This is a genomic window from Halobellus sp. GM3 (assembly GCF_052545375.1).
The window spans coordinates 1-17,919 of sequence record NZ_JBQWLT010000020.1 but is presented as its reverse complement, the minus strand read 5'-3'; the positions used below and the strand labels follow the sequence as shown (position 1 = coordinate 17,919).

Here is a 17,919-nt window from a genome sequence, read left to right as displayed (position 1 = left end):
TACTACAATTTTCAACGACCGCACCAAGCGCTAGATGATCGAACGCCAGCGGAGGCTGTTAACTAGACAGTGCCTCTGAATCAAATGTTCGTGTTGTCCGACAGAGGAGCCCTCGCTCCCCACCCGGAGATCCCCGATCAGATCGTCGGCGTCAACAACGCGAAATGCGGTGTTTCCAACGTCGTGCTTCAAGAAATTTCGGTTAGACGCCCCCCGTTCGACTGGAGACAGGATCATCAGATAGCGTACTATCCATCGGTTTGAGAGATCGGCTCCCCGGCAACAGCGGAATCGCTCCAGTAGATGTCCATTAATTCAGATAAATTATGTATATTTTATATTGATGGTTTGTGGGCTAATGGCGGGTTGGCGTTTCACTGATCGCGGACGGGTGTCTGCTCTCGCTACAAACCGAACACCGCGGCCCTCGATCGTTGCAACGATTACACATATTGGGGCTCGTTCGATCAACGCTCCGTCCGACTATCTGCGTAAGAGCGTTATAAGAGTAGCAAAGAAGGGAGTGGTATGGAGTATCTACCGTGGGTCATCGTCGCCCTCGTTTCATACGGCATGCTCGCACCGCTGACGAGCAAGGTCACCCAAGAGATTCCGCCGGGCGTATCGCTGTTTCTCGCCACCGTCGTCTTTCTGGTGCTCACCCTCGCCGTGATGTTCGTGAGCGGGACGAACCCGCTGTCCTACGCGCTGTTACCGAGCGCGGGCTACATTTACGTCGGCGGGGTGTTCCTCGGAATCGGCATCCTCTCGTACTACTACGCGTTGCAGGTCGGCCCCGTCAGCGTCGTCGTGCCGATCTACGGGATGTTCATCATCGGAAGTTCGGTCATCGGCATCCTCTTTCTCGACGAGGCGCTGACGCTCACCAGAGCCGGCGGCATCACGGCTGCGATCCTCGCAGTCTATCTGAGTTCGGGGGCCGAGTGATGGCCCGAGCGTATCTGAAGTTCTCGATACTGGCGTTCCTGGCGTACAGCCTCGTCGCGCCGATTCTGAAGATCGCGATGGAGGTGGTGCCGAGCACGCCCGCGGTGTTCTTCTCGAATCTCGTGTTGCTCCTCGTAGTAGGTGTCGTGTTGCGCTATCGGGGCGAACCGATCGTGTCGTATCTCCGGCACCGGTATATGCCGTACGTCGTCGCGCAGGGCGTCCTGCTCACCGTGGGGTTGCTGACGTACTACCGGGCGCTCGAACTGGGTCCGGTGAGCATCGTTGTCCCCATCTACGGCCTGTTCATCGTCGTGAGCTCGGTCATCGGCGTGATCGCCTTCGACGAGGTGATAACGCCGCGGAAGGTCGCGGGGATCTTCTTCAGTGTCCTCGCGATCGCGTTGGTCTCGATGTGAGGATCGGCGGACCGACCGCCGGCGACCCCGGACACCGCGTCGAGCAGGACCCCGGGAACGCGATGCCGTGGAAACGCTACTATCGAGAGACCGACAGGCGTGAGTGCTGTACTGGACCCACCGCAGACGCGACGCGTTTTCAGCGCTCGCTGAGGAAGGAGCCTTAGCGCCTCGATTCAGCGAAAGGCGCAGGTCGTCTCCTTGTTCGTTATCACTTCGAGATAGATACCCGTCGGTACCGGCCGCATCGGAAGCGTCCGCGCGGGAGCCGAAGTTATTTGATCGAACGGGACGGAGACAGACCGATGGCGAAGCACGCCGAGACGTCCGAGGAGTTCGGCGTCCTCCAGAGCAAGCGGAACGCGACGCGGTATCAGATCCTCGTCGAGATCGCGGAGCGCCAGCCGGCGGTGAACCAACAGGAGATCGCCGACGCCATCGGCATCACCGCGCAGGCCGTGAGCGACTACCTCCAAGGGCTCGTCGAGGAGGGGTACGTCAACAAGCACGGCCGGGGGCGGTACGAGATCACCAAAGAGGGCGTCGACTGGCTGATCTCACAGACCGACGGGCTCCGCGACTACGTCCAGCACGTCTCAGAGGACGTCATCGGACAGGTCGATATCGAAACGGCGATGGCGACGACGAAGATCGCCGAGGGCGACACCGTCTCGCTCGCGATGGACGGCGGCGTGCTCCGGGCGCGCGTCGGCGACGCGGGCGGGGCGACCGCCGTCGCGGTGACCGACGCCGACGCCGGCCGGGACGTCGGGATCACGAACTTCGAGGGCGTCGTCGACTACGAGTTGGGGACGGTGACCGTCGTGTCGATCCCGCGGGTCCAACAGGGCGGCAGCGCGGCCCTCGATCCGTCTCGGCTGTCGGCGCGGGCCGAGAGTCACGACCTGCTCGCCGCCGCCGGCACCGAGGCGCTCGCGGCGGCGACCGCGGCGGGTCTCGACGTGGACATCCGATTCGGGAGCGTCGACGCCGTGTCCGAGGCCGCGGCGAAGGGCCTCGACGTGCTGTTGCTCGCGTCGACGGACGCGCTCTCGGCGCACACCGACAGGCTCCGCGAGCAGAACGTCGGCTACGAGGTCGTCGACGCGGACGACGCATAGCGGCGCTGCCGAAGACGCATAGCGGCGCTTCCGGGGCTGGGTCGTACCGCGAGGGCGGCACCCGGGTCCCTACAGAATCTGGACGGCGACGACGCCGACGAGTCCGAGCACCGAGAGGTACGCCGAGCGCACGACGACGGGGCGGAACAGTTCGCGGTTGATCCCGACGGCGAGCCAGATCTTCACGAGGATGCTCGCGAGCGTGCCGGCCAGGACTCCCTGCGCGGCGACGGCGGGAGAAACCTGACCGGTGCTCGCGAGCGAGACGGCCGTCGTCGTCGTCGTCCCGCTGGAGAGCAGCCCGCTGAGGAAGCTCGTCACAAGGAAGCCGGCGGTCCCGAACGCCTGCTGGGCGCCGGCCGTGAGCAAAAGGACCGCGAGGAAGAGCCCGCCGAACGTCAGTGCGTTCTTGCTGCTGAACGGCGACTCGAGGTCGAGTTCGATCTCGCCGGTCCAGTTGCGCTCATAGCCCGTCAAAAGCACCCCACCGACGGCGATGAGACCGAGCGGGAGGCCGACACTGAACGCCGATTGGGGGACGAAGGCGACGACGATGATGAGGTTCCGGACCGCCATCGCGGCGTCGGCGACGAGGATCGTCGCGACCGCGAGGTCGACGATGCCGGCGTTGGCCTTCGCGCGGTTCGCGATCTCGCCGATAACGGCCGTCGAGTTCACGAGCCCGCCGAAAAACCCCGTGATGAGCATGCCGCGGCCGCCGTAGCGCTGCATAATCGCGTAGTTGGCGAAGCCGATCGCGCTGACGGCGATCACGAGCATCCAGATGAGCTGTGGGTCGATCGCGTCCCACGGCCCGTACGTTCCCGGCGGGAGCAGCGGGTAGACCACGAAGGCGATGATCGCGAACTCGGCCGCGCCCCGGACCTCCTCGTGGGACAGGCGGTTGGCGAACTCGTGCAGTTCCCGGCGGAGCACGAGGAGAAACGAGGACATAATCGCGATGACGACGCCGACGAGCACGTAGTTCATCCCCACGAGCACGCCGACGACGTAGGCGACGAGCAGCGACGTCGAGGTCGTCAGCGCGAGCCCCGGCCCCTCGTCTTCGTCGCCCTCACGGACCTCGAAAAGCGCGCCCCGGGCACCGAGCAGCACTCCCTGCATCAGGACCAACAGGCCGCCGAGCCACAGGAGTGACGTCTCACCGACTGTGGCCGCGGCGACGCCGACGAGGCTGGTGAGCGTGAACGTGCGGATACCGGCGGACTTGTTCGACCACTCTCGCTCCAGTCCGAGCAACATACCAAGCGCTCCCGCGACGAAGAGGTTGAACATCGTCGTGTCGAGAAAGAGCGTTTCGGGTCCGATCTGCATTGTCACACCTGGGCTGGGCGGAAGTTCCCGTCCGCCGACGAGATATATACTGCTATGTTAACTATATACAGTATATAGACAAGAGGGTAAAAAGGCTTCGAGGGGGTCCGGTTTTAGGGTGGCCGAAAGATCGAAAGACGTTTTAATATTTAGGCAGGCCTAAAGAGTATGCACGATCAACCGACGGCGGACGACGGACGGTCGCGACGCAACTCTCAGACCCGGAGCGGACACACCCGACGGACGGTCCTTCGGTACGGTGCCGGGGTGCTCACGGCCGGCGCACTCGCGGGTTGTACCGGCGGCTCCGGTGAGGGGGCCGACGGGACGCCGACAGCGGCGGACACCACCACGTCCGGGTCGGCCGACGGAACGACCGAATCGGGGGGAGCCACGTCGACTGCGGAGCCCTACACCGTCGAACTGGCGCCGGTCGGCGAGGTCGCGTTCGAGGCGGTGCCCGAGACGTGGGTCGCGAACAACGGGAGCTGGGCGGACATGGGGATCGCGCTCGGACTCGAACCGCCCGCGGGCGTCTGGCTCCCGAGCCGGTATCACACGCAGTACTACGACGAGATTCCGGGGGTCTCCGTCGACAAGAGCGGGATCAGACAGCTCTGGGGCGACGGCGGGGTCGGCAAAGAACAGTTCTACGAGCTGGACGCGGACGTCCACGTGTTGGATCCGAACTTCCTCTTGAACCGGGGGGAGTGGTCGGAGGCAGACGTTGAGGAGCTCCGCGCCATCGGCCCGGTTTTCGGCAACAGTATCTTCTCACGAAACTACGCGTGGCACGAGGACTACCGCTACTACACGCTGTATGAGGCCTTCGAGAAGCTCGCGGCGGTGTTCCAACGGACCGACCGGTACGAGGCGTTCGAGGCGGTGCACGAGGAGTTCCAAACGGCCCTCGGACCAGTCGTTCCGGGGCGGAGCGAGCGCCCCGAGGCCGCCGTGCTCTGGGCCGGCGGCGACGAGCCCGAATCGTTCTACCCGTACGTCATCGACGAGGGCACGAGCTTCAAGCACCTCACGGACCTCGGGGTCAGAGACGCCCTCGCGAACAGCGACGTCAAGGACTTCTACAGCAGCCGCGGCGCGATCGACTTCGAGACGATCCTCGACATCGACCCGGAGGTGCTCTTGATCCGCGGTCAGGAGGCGAAGACCGGCGGGGAATTCCGCGACACCGTCGTGGCGTTTATGCAGGAACACGCCGTCGCGAGCGAACTCACCGCGGTCGAGAACGGCGACGTCTACCGCGCCGGGCCGCTGTATCAGGGCCCGATAACGAACCTCGTCGTCACCGAGCGGCTGGCGCGAACCCTCTACGACGCAGACGGTGAGCTGTTCGACCGCGAGCGGGTGGGAGCGATCGTCAACGGGGACTACTGAAGATGGGCGCGGACCACGCGTCGACAGCGGGGACGCGGCGGGAGTACCTGACGTACGGCGCCGCCCTCCTGACCGGCGGGCTCGCGGGGTGCGCGGGCGGTCGGTCCCCGAGCGCGACGGAGGCGACCGCGACGGGAGCGACCGACGCGACCGCGACAGACGCCGACGCGGATACGACTCCGACGGACACCGCGACCGCCGGTCCGGGCGGTTCCTACGCGGTGTCGATGGCGCCGGTCGGCGAGGTATCGTTCGACGCCGTCCCGGAGACGTGGGTCCCCTACACCGCCGATTACGCGGACATGGGCGTCGCCCTCGGACGGGCCGACGGGCTCGCGGCCGTGGGCGTCCGGGCGCGCTTCGGAACGCACTACTACGACGAGCTCCCCGGCGTCTCCGTCGACGCCGACGGCCTCACGCAACTGTGGCAGGACGGCACGGGCAAGGAGGTCTTCTACGAACTCGACGCCGACCTCCACGTCATCGATCCGAACTTTATGCTGAACCGGCTCGGCTGGAACCGACGCGACGTCGCGGAGGTCCGCGAGCACGTCGCGCCGTTCCTCGGGAACACGGTCTTCACGCGGGCGTACGACTGGCACACGTACCGCTACTACACGCTGTATGAGGCCTTCGAGAAGCTCGCGGCGGTGTTCCAACGGACCGATCGGTACGAGGCGTTCCGCGCCTATCACGACGAGGTGCTCGCGGACGTGCGGGCGCGGCTCCCCGACGAGGCGCCGCGCATCGCGGTGCTGTACCCGGCCGGGATCCCCCCGGAGTCGTTCTACCCGTACCTCGTCGGCGACGGCACGCAGTCGAAGCACTGGGTCGACCTCGGCGTCGAAGACGCGCTCGCGGCCCACGGCATCACGGACGCCCAAGCCGGCGGCGGGACGATCGACTACGAGACGCTCCTGGAGATCGACCCCGACGCGATCGCCGTTCGGATGCAGGGTGAGATCACCGACTCGTACTTCCGGGAGAACGTCGTCGACCACCTCGAGGACCACGACGTCGCGAGCGAACTCACGGCGGTCCGGAACGGCCGCGTGTTCTACGGCGGGCTCACCTATCAGGGGCCGATCATCCACCTGTTCCAGCTCGAACGGGCGGCGCGGGGGCTCCACCCCGAGGAGTTCGGCGACGAGGAGCTCTTCGACCGACGGCGCGTCTCCGACATCGTCACCGGGGAGGTCGGCCCGTGACCGACGGGCCGACGAGCGGCTTCGACGCGGACGGCGCGGGGAAGCGCGCCCGTCGCGAGTCCGGGTCGCGGTTCGCAGCGGTGGACCCGGCGCTCGTCGGCCTCTGTCTGGGCAGCGTCGCGGTCGTCGCCGTCGGCGCGCTGCTGCAGGTGAGCTTCGGATCGTACTCGATGACGGTGCTGCAAGCGTGGCAGGCGGTGTTCGATCCCGGCGTACTGTTCGACCTCCGGGCGTGGGAGGCGTTCCTCCTCGGCGCGGAGGTGCCGGAGATGGACCAGCGGAGCCTCATCGTCTGGAACATCCGCCTGCCGCGCGTGTTCGTCGCGGTCCTCGTCGGGATGAACCTCGCCGTCTCCGGTGCGATCTTCCAGGCGGTCACACGGAACGAACTGGCGAGCCCATTCATCCTCGGCGTCTCCTCGGGCGCGGGGCTGGCGATCCTGCTCACGCTCGTCGTGTTCTCGGGGCTGTCGACGTTCCTGCCGCTGGTGGCCGCCGTCGGCGGCGCGGTCGCGTTCCTCGTCGTCTACGCGATCGCCTGGAAGAACGGGACCTCGCCGGTCAGGCTGGTGCTGGCCGGCGTAATCGTCGGGACCGTGTTCCAGTCGCTGCAGACGGGGCTGTTCTTCTTCGCGGACGACCTCGGGGTCGTCCAGTCGGCGATCGCGTGGACGACCGGCTCTCTGACCGGCACCGACTGGGAGCAGGTCCGAATGGCCCTGCCGTGGACGGTCGTCGCGATGGCGCTGTCGCTGCTCGGTGCCCGGCAGTTGAACGTCCTCCTGCTCGGCGAGAGCACGGCGAAGTCACTCGGGATGTCGGTCGAGCGCGTTCGGTTCGCCCTCTCTGGGGTGGCCGTCCTCGCGGCCGCGGCGAGCATCGCCGTCGCGGGGATCGTCGGGTTCGTCGGGCTGATCGTGCCACATCTGGTCCGCACCGTCGTCGGCAGCGAGTACCGATCGCTCATCGTGGGCTGCCTCTTCGCGGGGCCAGCGCTGCTGGTCGCCGCCGACGTCGGCGCCCGCCTCGGGTTCGAGTTGCTGTTCGGCTCGTCGGTGCAGATCCCGGTCGGAATCGTCACCGGGCTCGTCGGCGGGCCGTACTTCCTCTATCTGATGCAAAAGCGGGACACGCTGGGTGAGATCTGATGCGGGGGAACGGGCGCCTCGAACGCGACGGGCGGGCCGAGAATCGAACCCCGGCCGCCGCCGTCGAGCTCCGCGGTGAGGACCTCGCGATCGGCTATCCGACGACCGAAGAACCGGTCGTCGAGTGCGAGACAGTGTTGCTGCCCGCCGGCGAGGTGACGGCGCTCGTCGGGCCGAACGGCAGCGGCAAGAGCACCCTGCTGAAGGCGATGGCGAATCAGCTCGCCCCCGAACGCGGGCGGATCCGACTGGACGGCGAGCGGGTGCAGTCACTCGACTCGAAGGAGCTGGCGCGGCGGCTCGGCCTGCTCTCTCAAGAGCACGACTCGCCCGCGGGGCTCACCGTCGAGGAACTGGCGTACTACGGTCGCTACCCCCACCGAGGGTTCTTCGAGTCCGTCAGTGACGACGACCGCGACGCGGTCGAGCGCGCGATCGGGCTGGCCGGCGTCGAGCACCTCCGGGACGCCGAGTTGAAGAACCTCAGCGGGGGGCAGAAACAGCTCGCGTGGATCGCGATGGTCCTCGCCCAAGAGACGGACGTGCTGCTGCTCGATGAGCCGACCACGTACCTCGATCTGCACCACCAGCTACGGGTGATGGAGGTCGTCCGGACGCTCAACCGCGAGCAGGGCGTCACCGTCGGCGTCGTCCTGCACGACATCGGGCAGGCCGCGCGCTTCGCGGACAACCTCGTCGCGATGAAAGACGGCGAGCCCTACGACTGGGGCCCGCCGCGGGAGGTCGTGACCGAGGACCTCCTCGCCGACGTGTTCAGCGTCGAGGCCAGCGTCGACATCGAGAGCCCGACCGGACCTCACATCTCGCCGCACCGCGCGCTCGAGGAGTAGCGCTCGGCGGTGAGAGAGCGGCGCGTCGGAGAACGGGAGACAGCGGGCCAAATGGCGGAGCAACCTCGCGGTTAAGTGCGCTCCGGCCGTACGCCGCCGCAATGGCCGACACGCGCGCGACAGTCAAATGCTTCGAGTGTGAGCTGACGAGGGCGTTCGACAGACTCGCGACGGCCCGGTCGTTCATCGAAACGCACCGGGCCGAGACGGGTCACGAGGCGACGTGGGAGCTTCACCGACTCGCGCCGGGCGTCGAGCGCGCCGGCGACGAGGCCGGCGTCTGCGGCCGCCCCGAGTGTACGACGAGCGATTCTCCGTTGTACTTGGGCGATCGCTAGCCGCGCCGTACGCGACCGAAGGCGAGGTGGGCTTCCGCGTTCCGACCGTTCTGTGCCGCTTCGGTGCCGGCGATGTCCACGCGATCAGCGAGCGGTGTCGTGGGTGAGTCCGTAATACAAGTTTACTTTATCTACAGCAACCTGATTGGGGAACGTTTATGTCGGGGTCGCCGAATACGACATAGTGCGGCTGTAAGAGAGACCCCACGATATGTAGGGGTTAACCGTCCGGAGGGACGAGGAGTGACAACTATGGAGTGCCCCGACTGCGGTCACGATCGGACGAGCGTTGTGGACACGAGGAGCGGCGCGGACGGTACGACCGTCCGGCGCCGCCGAGAGTGCAGTCGGTGCGCCTTCCGCTTTACCACGTACGAGCGCCCCGAGTGGGAGACGCTGCAGGTCAAAAAGCGGGACGGTTCGATCGAGCCGTTCGACCCCGAGAAGGTGAGAGGCGGCATCGAACGCGCCGTCGAGAAGCGACCCGTGAGCGCCGACGACGTCGACCGCCTCGTTGAGGTGGTCCGCGCCGATATCCGGGAGCGAGGGACGCGTATCGTCTCCACGACGCTCGTCGGCGAACTGGTCTCGGAGAAGCTCCGCGAGGTCGATTCCGTCGCGTACGTCCGGTTCGTCTCGGTGTATAAGGCGTTCTCCGATCCCGAGGAGTTCGTCCGCGAGCTGGACCGGATTCTCGATGAGGAACTTGGGGGCGGCGAGGCGAACGGAGACGGGTCGGTCCCCGACGGAACGAGCGACGGTTCGAGCGACGAGAGCGGAGCGAACGGCGAACCGGACGACAGAGACGAACCGAGCGACGAACGCGACGCGGCAGATCACGATTCAGACACAGATGGCTAGCGCAACAGCGACACAGGACGCAGAGCGACGAGAGATACTCGACAGCGCACGGCGCGGGCACGAGGACGTCGTCGACGACGACACCGTCGACGACCTCCTCACCGAGGCCGAGCGCGACCTCTACGAGGGGGCTTCCCGCGAGGAAGTCTACGAGGCGCTCATCAACGTGACGAGCGCGCGGATCGAGCGCGATCCGGCGTACAAGCGGGTCGCGGCCGAGTTACACCTCGACCGCTACTTCCTCGAGGTGACGGGCGAAGAGCCCGTCACGCTGACCGACGGCGGGAGCGGGGCGTCGAGCGACTACGAGACGTTGTACCGCGAGACGTTCGTCTCGAACCTCGAACGCGGCGTCGAGGCGGAGCGGATCGACGAGCGGATGGTGGACGGCCGGTTCGACATCGACGCGCTGGCGTCGGCGCTCCGTCCCGACCGCGACGAGCGCTTCGAGTACCTCGCCGCGTCGACGCTGACCCAGCGGTACTTCCTGCGGATCGAACAGGACGGCGAGCCCCTCGAACTCCCGCAGGCGTTCTGGATGCGCGTCGCGATGGGACTCGCCCTTGAGGAGGACGACCCCCAAGAGCGAGCGCTCGAGTTCTACGACGTTCTCTCGACACTCCGCTTCACGCCGTCGACGCCGACGCTGTTCCACAGCGGAACGACGCATCCGCAGCTCTCGTCGTGTTATCTCACGACCGTCGAGGACGATCTCGAGCACATCTTCGACTCCTATAAGCACCACGCGCAGCTCTCGAAGTGGAGCGGCGGCCTCGGCAACGACTGGACGAACCTCCGCGCTGCGGGCGCGCTCATCGAGTCCACGGGCGTCGAGTCGACGGGGACGGTCCCCTTCCTGAAGATCAGCAACGACGTCACGGCGGCGATCAACCGCTCGGGGAAGCGCCGCGGGGCCGCCTGCGCGTACCTCGCGTGCTGGCATCTTGACTTCCCGGAGTTCCTCGACCTGCGACGGAACACCGGCGACGAGCGCCGCCGCACGCACGACATGAACACCGCGGCGTGGGTGCCGGACCTCTTTATGAAGCGCGTCGAGGCCGACGAGCAGTGGACGCTCTTCTCGCCCGACGAGGTCCCCGAACTCCACGAGACCTACGGCGAGGAGTTCGAAGAGCTGTATCACGAGTACGAGAGGAAGGCCGACGCGGGCGAGCTCCGGCAGTTCGAGCGCGTCGACGCCGCGGAGCTCTGGCGGACGATGCTCACGCGGCTCTTCGAGACGGGCCACCCGTGGATCACGTTCAAGGACCCCTGCAACGTCCGCTCACCACAGGACCACGTCGGCACCGTCCACTCCTCAAACCTCTGTACGGAGATCACGCTCAACACCAGCGCCGACGAGACAGCGGTCTGCAACCTCGGGAGCGTCAACCTCGCGAACCACGTTACCGAGGGCACCTCGCGCGAGGCGCGCGAACTCGACCGCGACGCCCTCTCTTCGACCGTCGAGACGGCGATGCGGATGCTCGACAACGTCGTCGACCTGTGTTTCTACCCGACCGACGAGGCCGAGTACTCCAATATGCGTCATCGGCCGATCGGACTGGGCGTGATGGGCTTTCACGACGCGCTGATGCGGGTGGGAACGCCGATGGGCTCCGAGGACGCCGTCGAGGCGGCCAATCGCTGGCAGGAGTTCGTCTCCTATCACGCGATCTTGAACAGCTCCCGGCTGGCGAAAGAGCGCGGGTCCTACGAGACCTACGAGGGGAGCAAGTGGGACCGCGGGATCCTCCCGCAGGACACCGTGGACCTGCTGGCCGAAGAGCGCGGCCGCGAGATCCCCACCGACCGCTCGGAGACGCTCGATTGGGACCGCGTGCGAGAGCACATCGCCGCACACGGGATGCGGAACTCGAACACGATGGCGGTCGCGCCGACGGCGACGGTCTCGACGATCAACGGGACGACGCCGTCGATCGAGCCCATCTACTCGAACCTCTACGTCAAATCGAACATGAGCGGCGACTTCACCGTCGTCAACGACCACCTCGTCGAGGAGCTGAAAGAGCGCGACCTGTGGGACTCGGAGATGCTCGACCGCATCAAGTTCCACGACGGCTCGATCCAAGAGATCGAGGAGATCCCCGAGGACCTGAGGGAGCTGTACCGCGGCGCGTTCGAGATCGACCCGCGCCACCAGCTCCGGCTGACCGCCCACCGCGGGCAGTGGATCGACCAGTCGGTCTCACACAACGTGTTCTTCCCGAGCACCGACGGCTCGCTGCTCGACGACGTCTACAAGACGGCGTGGCGCCTCGGAATCAAGACGACGTACTACCTCCGGACGCTCGGCGCCTCCCAGATCGAGAAATCGACGCTCGATATGGACGAGTACGGCCGGACGCAACGCCGCGGCGTCGGGTCCGGCGGCGACGGCGGGGACTCCGCCGAGGCGGACGACGGGACGAACGGCGGATCGGCCCGTGGAGACGGCGACCTCGCCCGCGTCGAGGATCCCACCTGCGAGGCCTGCCAGTAACCGCTCCGCAGACACGCTATCTTCAACCACGATGCCACTACTCAACCACGACGCCGAACACGACCCGAACAAGATACTGCCGATCGACTACGACTGGGCGCGCGAGTACTACCGCGACGGCGTCGCCAACAACTGGGTCCCCGAGGAGATTCCGATGCAGGACGACGTCACCCAGTGGAACGGCGACGACCTCTCCGATTCCGAGCGACAGCTCGTCGAGTGGAACCTCGGGTTCTTCTCGACCGCGGAGTCGCTGACGGCGAACAACATCGTCCTCGCGGTCTATGAGTACGTCACCGCGCCGGAGTGCCGACAGTACCTCCTCCGGCAGGCCTACGAGGAAGCGATTCACACGGACACGTTCATCTACTGCTGTGACTCGCTCGGGTTCGATCCCGAGTACCTCTACGGGATGTACGACCGCATCCCCTCGATCCGCGAGAAGGACGAGTTCGTCGTCGACCTCACGCAGAGCCTCGACGATCCGGACTTCCGCCTCGAGGACACAGAAGACGTCCGCGACCTCCTGCGGGACCTCGTCGGCTTCTACGTCGTGATGGAGGGGGTGTTCTTCTACGCCGGGTTCGCGATGATGCTGGCGCTGAAGCGACGGAACCGGATGGTCGGGATCGGCCAGCAGTTCGAGTACATCATGCGCGACGAGTCGCTGCACGTCGGCTTCGGCGTCGACCTGATGAATCAGATCCGCAGGGAACACCCGGACGCCTGGACGGACGAGTTCGGCGCGGAGGTGCGCGACCTGATCGAGACCGCCGTCGACCTCGAAGCCGCGTACGCCCGGGAGGCCTGCCCCGAGGACGTCCTCGGGATGGGCCCCGAGCAGTTCGTCGAGTACGTCGAGCACGTCGCCGACCGCCGGCTCGGACAGCTCGACCTCGAAGACAGCTACGGGACCGACAACCCCTTCCCGTGGATGAGCGAGGCGGTCGACCTGAACAAAGAGAAGAACTTCTTCGAGACCCAAGTGACCGAGTACCAAAGCGGCGGGTCCCTCGACTGGTAGCGGCGCGCCCGTGACGGCGGCCGAACGCCCTCACGAGCGGACCGACACCGCGAACGGGTCAAACACGCCCGCAGCCGCGACCGAACTCACTCGCCGCCGAGCGCCGAGTCGAGGATCCCGCGTCGGCGGCGACACTCCCGGGTACAGCGGAGGAGCGAATCGAGCGCCGGATAGGTGGTGTCGCGGTCGCCGAAGAGGTACTCGACGACGGTGTCGTGTGCGATGCCGGCTTTCACGTCCGTCGCGGTCACCCGATCGAGCGTGCGCTGGCGCGCCCGAATCGCCGCGTCGAGGTCGTCTTCGAGCGTCGCGATGCGGCGGCGACGATCCCACAGCTCCCCGTCAGTGGACAAAATCAGTACCCCGTCCCCGACCCCCGGGAGCGACTCGGAGACCTCCTTTGCGGTCTCGACCGCGTCGTCGAGCGAAGCGCGCTCTCGCTCCAACGCCCGGAGCATCACGCTGTTCTCAGCCAACCGCTGATCGACGCAGTCGAGAACCGCGGCGCGAAGCGGTCCGGTGAAGCGGTTGCCACCGCCCTCGGAGGCGAGCGCGACGGCGACCTCAGAGCTCAGTTCCGCAGCGAGCGTCGCGTAGACGCTGTCGGTCTCGGCATCGGCGTGCGGTAGCACCGACTCCTCGAAGGCCGCCCGGACGCGGCGGCACCGATCGTCTGTCGCCGCGCTCGCGGTCGATACGCCGGTGGTCCACCCGGGCGAGAGTGACCCCGCCGATTCGGTGACGGCGCCGCGTTCCACCGGCGGTGTCGCTTCGACCGTTCGGCGGAACTCTTCGAACCCGCGGCGTTGGCGCTTCGTCGCGCGGTGCTCGTCCCGGACGAACCGACGAGCGGCCGTCAGCTCGCTAACGGCGTCATCGAGGTCGCCCCGGGCGTGATCGGCCATATTTTAGGTATGCCTAAAGTAATAGATAACGCTTACGCCTCACAGTCATCGGCGTCGTTCTCGACCGCGGAGTGACACTGCTCCGGACCCCGCCCTCCGATTCCGTGGCGTCGAAATGCCGGCGCACCGAAGTACCGAAATACCTCTCGACCGAACAGCGACGGTATGCGCGCAGCAGTCTACCGCGGTCCCAGAGACGTCCGCGTCGAAGACGTTCCCGAACCGGAACTCGAGTCGTCCACGGACGCCCTGATCCGCGTCACCCACACGGCGGTCTGCGGCTCCGACCTGTGGTTCTACCGCGGCGACAGCGACCGCGACGTCCCCTCGAAGGTGGGCCACGAGCCGATGGGAATCGTCGAGGCCGTCGGCGACGACGTCCGTTCCGTGGATCCGGGCGACCGCGTCCTCGCGCCGTTCAAGATCAGCTGTGGCTACTGCGAGTTCTGTCGAAAGGGGCTGCACACCTCCTGTGTCAACGGCGACGGCTGGGGCGGCGACAACGGCGGCGCGCAAGGCGAGAAGGTCCGCTGTCCCCACGCCGACGGGACGCTGGTCCGCGTGCCCGACCGCTACGCCGACGACGAGGACGTGCTCCGCTCGCTGCTCCCTCTTACCGACGTGATGGGAACGGGCCACCACGCGGCCGTGAGCGCGGGGGTCGACGCCGGCGAGACCTGCGTTGTCGTCGGCGACGGCGCCGTCGGGCTCTGTGGCGTCCTCGCGGCCAGACGCCTCGGCGCCGAGCGCATCGTCGCCGTCGGCCACCACGAGGACCGGCTCGAACTCGCCGCGGAGTTCGGCGCCACGGACGTCGTCTCCGAGCGCGGCGACGAGGCGGTCGAGCGCGTCTGCGAACTGACACACGGCGGCGCGAACCACGTCTTAGAGTGCGTTGGGGCCGCCTCGTCGATGGCGCTGGCCGCCGAGGTCTGTCGCCCCGGCGGGACCGTCGGTTACGTCGGCGTGCCCCACGGACTCGACGGCGGGCTGGATCTCTTCTCGTTTTTCGGCGACAACGTCACGCTCCGCGGGGGCGTCGCGCCCGTCCGCGCGTACGCTGAAGAGTTGATGGCGGACGTGCTCCAGGGAACGCTCGACCCCGCGCCGGTGTTCACGAAGACCGTCGATCTGGAGAACGTCGCCGAGGGGTACCGCGCGATGGACGAACGCGAGGCGATCAAAGTGCTCGTCGAGGTCTAAAAGGCGACTCGAGTCGTGCCGTCACTCGACGCCGCCGACGCCCGAGGACGCGTCGGGCAGGTCGTAGGGCGTGGCATCGAGACCCAGTTCTTCGAGCGCGGCCGCGAGGTGCTCGTCTTTGGCGTAGTCGGCGCCGTCTTCGACCCGCAGCTCTTGGGCCTTCGCGAGCACTTCGCCCCGGCGGTCGTCGGGGACGTCGTACTTGTCGGTCGACAGCTCGATCACGAGGCCGTTGTTGTCGTGGGTGTACAGCGAAAAGAAGATGCCCCGGTCGAAGACGTTGTAGTTCCGGCCGGCGTCGTCGAGCGCCGCCGCGACGTCCTCGAAGTCCTCGGGAGCGATGCTGAAACAGAGGTGGTGGACCGAACCGGTGCCGCCGCGCTGCGGTCCGCGGTTCGAGGCGCGGTCGCCGACGAACACCGTCAGGATGCGGCCGTCGCCGGTGTCGAAAAACAGGTGCGTCTGGGAGGGGTCATCGAGGTTCGGCTGTCGCAGCACCAGCGGCATCCCGAGGAGGTCGCGATAGAACGCGAGCGTGTCCGCCTCGTTGCTTCCCCAGATGGTGATGTGGTCGGTCCCGGTCGTCTGAAACGGGCTGTCCGGTCGCTCCGCGGTGACTGGCGTCTCGTCGCTCATAGCGGTCGTACCACTGCCACGCGTATAAGTATCCGAGTGACACGCGTGTCACCCGTTCCGTCTGCCACGACGACTCCGTAGGTCGGAGGGCTCCGCTCAGTACCGCGAGGGGAGGTACGCGAAGCCGAGAAGGAAGACCGAGGTGAGGAACGAAAGAATGCTCACGCCCCACAGCCCGTTCTCGTAGGTGTTCACCCGGTCGATCTCTGCGGTCTGTCGATTGTAGCTGTCGAAGTCGTCGACAAGTTGCAGCGTCGACCCGTCGGCGAAGTGTGCGAGGAACGTCTCCTCACCGAGGGTGACGTTCGCGTTGTCCTCCAGTGCGACGGTGCTCGTCCGCGGGGCCTCCCACGCCAGCACGACTGAATCGGCGGTCACCGAATCGACGGTCGTGGCGTTACCCTCGTACTGGACGGTGTCGCCCTCGGCGTACGCCCGCGTCTCGGGGTCGGGGAAGTACTCGGACGCGGGAACGAGTTCGGAGCCGTCGATAACGACGTAGCGCTCGTCGTCCTGCGTTACCGTCTCATCGCTCGCGTTCGGGTCGTTCTGGAGGATCGCCGTCTCGTTGATCTCCTCGCGCAGCGTGAACGCCGAGGGATCCTCGCCGCTCTCGACGATCACGCGCCACTCTTCGTCGCCGAGCGTCTGCGTGGAGTCGTTCTCCCAACTCACGGTGTAGCGTGCGGACTCCTCGGTGTACTGTAGTTCGCCCGTCCCGTCCGAGACGCTGGAGACAGTGTACGTCTGCTCGCCCACTTGGAACTGATCGCCCTGCGTGAGTTCGTACGCCGGATTCGAGAACTCGATCTCGGGCGTTTGGGCAGTCGCGACCAACGAGTACGAAGCCGCACCGATGATTATGAAGAGTGCGACGTAGATCGCCGCGGCGCGTCGTTGCATATCTGCGGATTTGGCCACGTGGCGTATAACGGTTACCGTTTTCCGGCATCGGTCGGCGATCGAACGGAGACGTGCGTCGCGTTTCAACTGGAACGGGGAACCCGCGAGCGTCGCCAAACGGTGACTCCGCGGCACTCGACGTTAATGGTTGTGAACGCGCGCGATCGATCGCATCAGTTGCCTCCGCCCACGGTGAGAGCGGGCGGTGAGTATATTTGCTCTCTGCCGGGGGCGATACGTGACACACCGTTGAGGTGTGGAATACTCACGGGAGATGCGTTGCGAGGAAGTCGATGATGCGATCCAGCCGTTCGTTGATCCGCCCATCACCGTCTTCGTCGTCAACCGGGCGTGACTCCACCATCGTCCCGCAACAGATCCCAGCGGTCTGTATCTTGTGTTGTCACGGAGGCGAGGGACCCAGTCCGGTTTGCGGCGACACTTGTAGAATTAGTGCCGGTGGTCCACGAACGGCGTCGTTGGCTTCCGCACCGAGTTCTGTGCGTTCGGAGCAACTCTCAAGTACACTTCGTACATTGGAATCAGTATGTCGGCGGCTGCTGCGTTGTTCTGGCAGGAGCACGACCGCTATCACGATCTCGTAGAGCGGTTCGAGCGCAATATCGAGGTGAAGAGCCCCGATTCCCTCTCGGGGCGGAGCGGCGCCTACAGTTGCGGCTGCTCTTGGTGTGCACAGGCCGTCGAGTACTACGAGTACACGGGTCCACGGCTGTAATCCGGCGTTCGATGGAGCCGTGCTGGTAGTCGTCCCGGTGAGTAGCTCTTCGCGATGACTCACAAGAGACGATTCTCTCGGAAAACGCACATACCAAAAACGAGCGGCGTTGCCAAAACGGGGCTGTCGAGAGATTTAGGGGATGTAGGAAAGCCAAGGGCCGGATTTGAACCGGCGGTGATCCGCTCTGCAGGCGGACGCGTTCGGCCGAACTCTGCCACCTTGGCGCGGGTGAAATTACTCCGTTTCGGCGTTTAAGCCTAGCGGTCTGCTTCGAAATAAAGAGCGCCCACGGGGGCTGACGGCGCGTGCCGTCTGTCCTCGTGGGCGCTGGGAGGGGTGGGTATGAGTGGCGAGGCGGCGAGTGAGTGTTCCCAGAGGATCG

Annotated in this window: 16 protein-coding genes, 1 tRNA gene and 1 pseudogene; 13 read left to right on the top strand and 5 right to left on the bottom strand. The window is 66.2% G+C overall.

What is annotated here, in order from left to right; genetic code table 11:
* The first annotated feature begins 528 nt into the window (after positions 1-528).
* The 3 genes from ACT3HL_RS17270 to ACT3HL_RS17260 all read left to right on the top strand — a co-directional run bounded on the left by ACT3HL_RS17270 (position 529) and on the right by ACT3HL_RS17260 (position 2,488).
* On the top strand, positions 529-948 hold the full coding sequence (locus ACT3HL_RS17270) for an EamA family transporter (protein WP_445087998.1): 420 nt from the start codon (positions 529-531) through the stop codon (positions 946-948).
* Entirely contained in the window at positions 948-1,367 is a 420-nt protein-coding gene (locus ACT3HL_RS17265; protein ID WP_445087997.1) for an EamA family transporter, read from the top strand. Before ACT3HL_RS17270 ends, ACT3HL_RS17265 begins: the two co-directional genes overlap by 1 nt.
* A gap of 305 nt (positions 1,368-1,672) precedes the next feature.
* On the top strand, positions 1,673-2,488 hold the full coding sequence (locus ACT3HL_RS17260; RefSeq protein WP_445087996.1) for a DUF7839 domain-containing protein: 816 nt from the start codon (positions 1,673-1,675) through the stop codon (positions 2,486-2,488).
* A gap of 69 nt (positions 2,489-2,557) precedes the next feature.
* Here ACT3HL_RS17260 and ACT3HL_RS17255 read toward each other — a convergent pair whose 3' ends face one another.
* The gene (locus ACT3HL_RS17255; RefSeq protein ID WP_445087995.1) at positions 2,558-3,823 is read right to left on the bottom strand and encodes a DUF4010 domain-containing protein; all 1,266 of its coding nucleotides are present in this window, start codon (positions 3,821-3,823) and stop codon (positions 2,558-2,560) included.
* A 168-nt stretch (positions 3,824-3,991) separates the two neighbouring features.
* Between ACT3HL_RS17255 and ACT3HL_RS17250 the strand changes: the two genes are divergently transcribed.
* The 8 genes and pseudogenes from ACT3HL_RS17250 to ACT3HL_RS17215 all read left to right on the top strand — a co-directional run bounded on the left by ACT3HL_RS17250 (position 3,992) and on the right by ACT3HL_RS17215 (position 13,151).
* Positions 3,992-5,218 (top strand): ABC transporter substrate-binding protein, encoded by a 1,227-nt coding sequence (locus ACT3HL_RS17250; protein ID WP_445087994.1) that lies wholly within the window; start codon positions 3,992-3,994, stop codon positions 5,216-5,218.
* Between the two features lie 2 nt (positions 5,219-5,220).
* Positions 5,221-6,426 carry an ABC transporter substrate-binding protein gene (locus tag ACT3HL_RS17245; RefSeq protein ID WP_445087993.1) on the top strand — a complete coding sequence of 402 codons (1,206 nt, stop codon included), beginning with the start codon at positions 5,221-5,223 and terminating at the stop codon, positions 6,424-6,426.
* An 80-nt stretch (positions 6,427-6,506) separates the two neighbouring features.
* Positions 6,507-7,574: an iron chelate uptake ABC transporter family permease subunit gene (locus tag ACT3HL_RS17240; protein WP_445087999.1), complete on the top strand. Its 1,068-nt coding sequence runs from the start codon at positions 6,507-6,509 to the stop codon at positions 7,572-7,574.
* A complete protein-coding gene (locus ACT3HL_RS17235; RefSeq protein ID WP_445087992.1) occupies positions 7,574-8,425 on the top strand; it encodes an ATP-binding cassette domain-containing protein in 852 nt (283 codons plus the stop codon). Before ACT3HL_RS17240 ends, ACT3HL_RS17235 begins: the two co-directional genes overlap by 1 nt.
* A 101-nt stretch (positions 8,426-8,526) precedes the next feature.
* Positions 8,527-8,763 (top strand): DUF7542 family protein, encoded by a 237-nt coding sequence (locus ACT3HL_RS17230; protein ID WP_445087991.1) that lies wholly within the window; start codon positions 8,527-8,529, stop codon positions 8,761-8,763.
* Between the two features lie 252 nt (positions 8,764-9,015).
* Positions 9,016-9,489, top strand: a pseudogene (gene nrdR / locus ACT3HL_RS17225) (transcriptional regulator NrdR); the annotation flags it as partial.
* Positions 9,461-12,127 carry a ribonucleoside-diphosphate reductase subunit alpha gene (locus ACT3HL_RS17220; RefSeq protein ID WP_445087990.1) on the top strand — a complete coding sequence of 889 codons (2,667 nt, stop codon included), beginning with the start codon at positions 9,461-9,463 and terminating at the stop codon, positions 12,125-12,127. The pseudogene nrdR and the gene ACT3HL_RS17220, both read left to right, overlap by 29 nt.
* 31 nt (positions 12,128-12,158) lie before the next feature.
* A complete protein-coding gene (locus ACT3HL_RS17215) occupies positions 12,159-13,151 on the top strand; it encodes a ribonucleotide-diphosphate reductase subunit beta (protein WP_445087989.1) in 993 nt (330 codons plus the stop codon).
* A gap of 86 nt (positions 13,152-13,237) precedes the next feature.
* Here ACT3HL_RS17215 and ACT3HL_RS17210 read toward each other — a convergent pair whose 3' ends face one another.
* Positions 13,238-14,056, bottom strand: a complete 819-nt coding sequence (locus ACT3HL_RS17210) for a DUF7260 family protein (protein WP_445087988.1) — start codon at positions 14,054-14,056, stop codon at positions 13,238-13,240.
* A gap of 165 nt (positions 14,057-14,221) precedes the next feature.
* Here ACT3HL_RS17210 and ACT3HL_RS17205 point away from each other — a divergent pair, with 165 nt between their 5' ends.
* Positions 14,222-15,259, top strand: coding sequence for a zinc-binding dehydrogenase (locus ACT3HL_RS17205; protein WP_445087987.1), 1,038 nt, complete (start codon positions 14,222-14,224; stop codon positions 15,257-15,259).
* Between the two features lie 21 nt (positions 15,260-15,280).
* On the opposite strand, the gene ACT3HL_RS17200 is transcribed toward ACT3HL_RS17205, so the two are convergent.
* Both ACT3HL_RS17200 and ACT3HL_RS17195 read right to left on the bottom strand, forming a co-directional pair.
* Positions 15,281-15,895 carry a VOC family protein gene (locus ACT3HL_RS17200; protein ID WP_445087986.1) on the bottom strand — a complete coding sequence of 205 codons (615 nt, stop codon included), beginning with the start codon at positions 15,893-15,895 and terminating at the stop codon, positions 15,281-15,283.
* A 96-nt stretch (positions 15,896-15,991) separates the two neighbouring features.
* Complete coding sequence (locus ACT3HL_RS17195; protein ID WP_445087985.1) at positions 15,992-16,798, bottom strand: hypothetical protein; 807 nt, start codon at positions 16,796-16,798, stop codon at positions 15,992-15,994.
* A 547-nt stretch (positions 16,799-17,345) separates the two neighbouring features.
* Between ACT3HL_RS17195 and ACT3HL_RS17190 the strand changes: the two genes are divergently transcribed.
* Positions 17,346-17,534, top strand: coding sequence for a hypothetical protein (locus ACT3HL_RS17190; RefSeq protein WP_445087984.1), 189 nt, complete (start codon positions 17,346-17,348; stop codon positions 17,532-17,534).
* A 151-nt stretch (positions 17,535-17,685) separates the two neighbouring features.
* On the opposite strand, the gene ACT3HL_RS17185 is transcribed toward ACT3HL_RS17190, so the two are convergent.
* Positions 17,686-17,761, bottom strand: a tRNA-Cys gene (locus ACT3HL_RS17185).
* Positions 17,762-17,919: the final 158 nt, after the last annotated feature.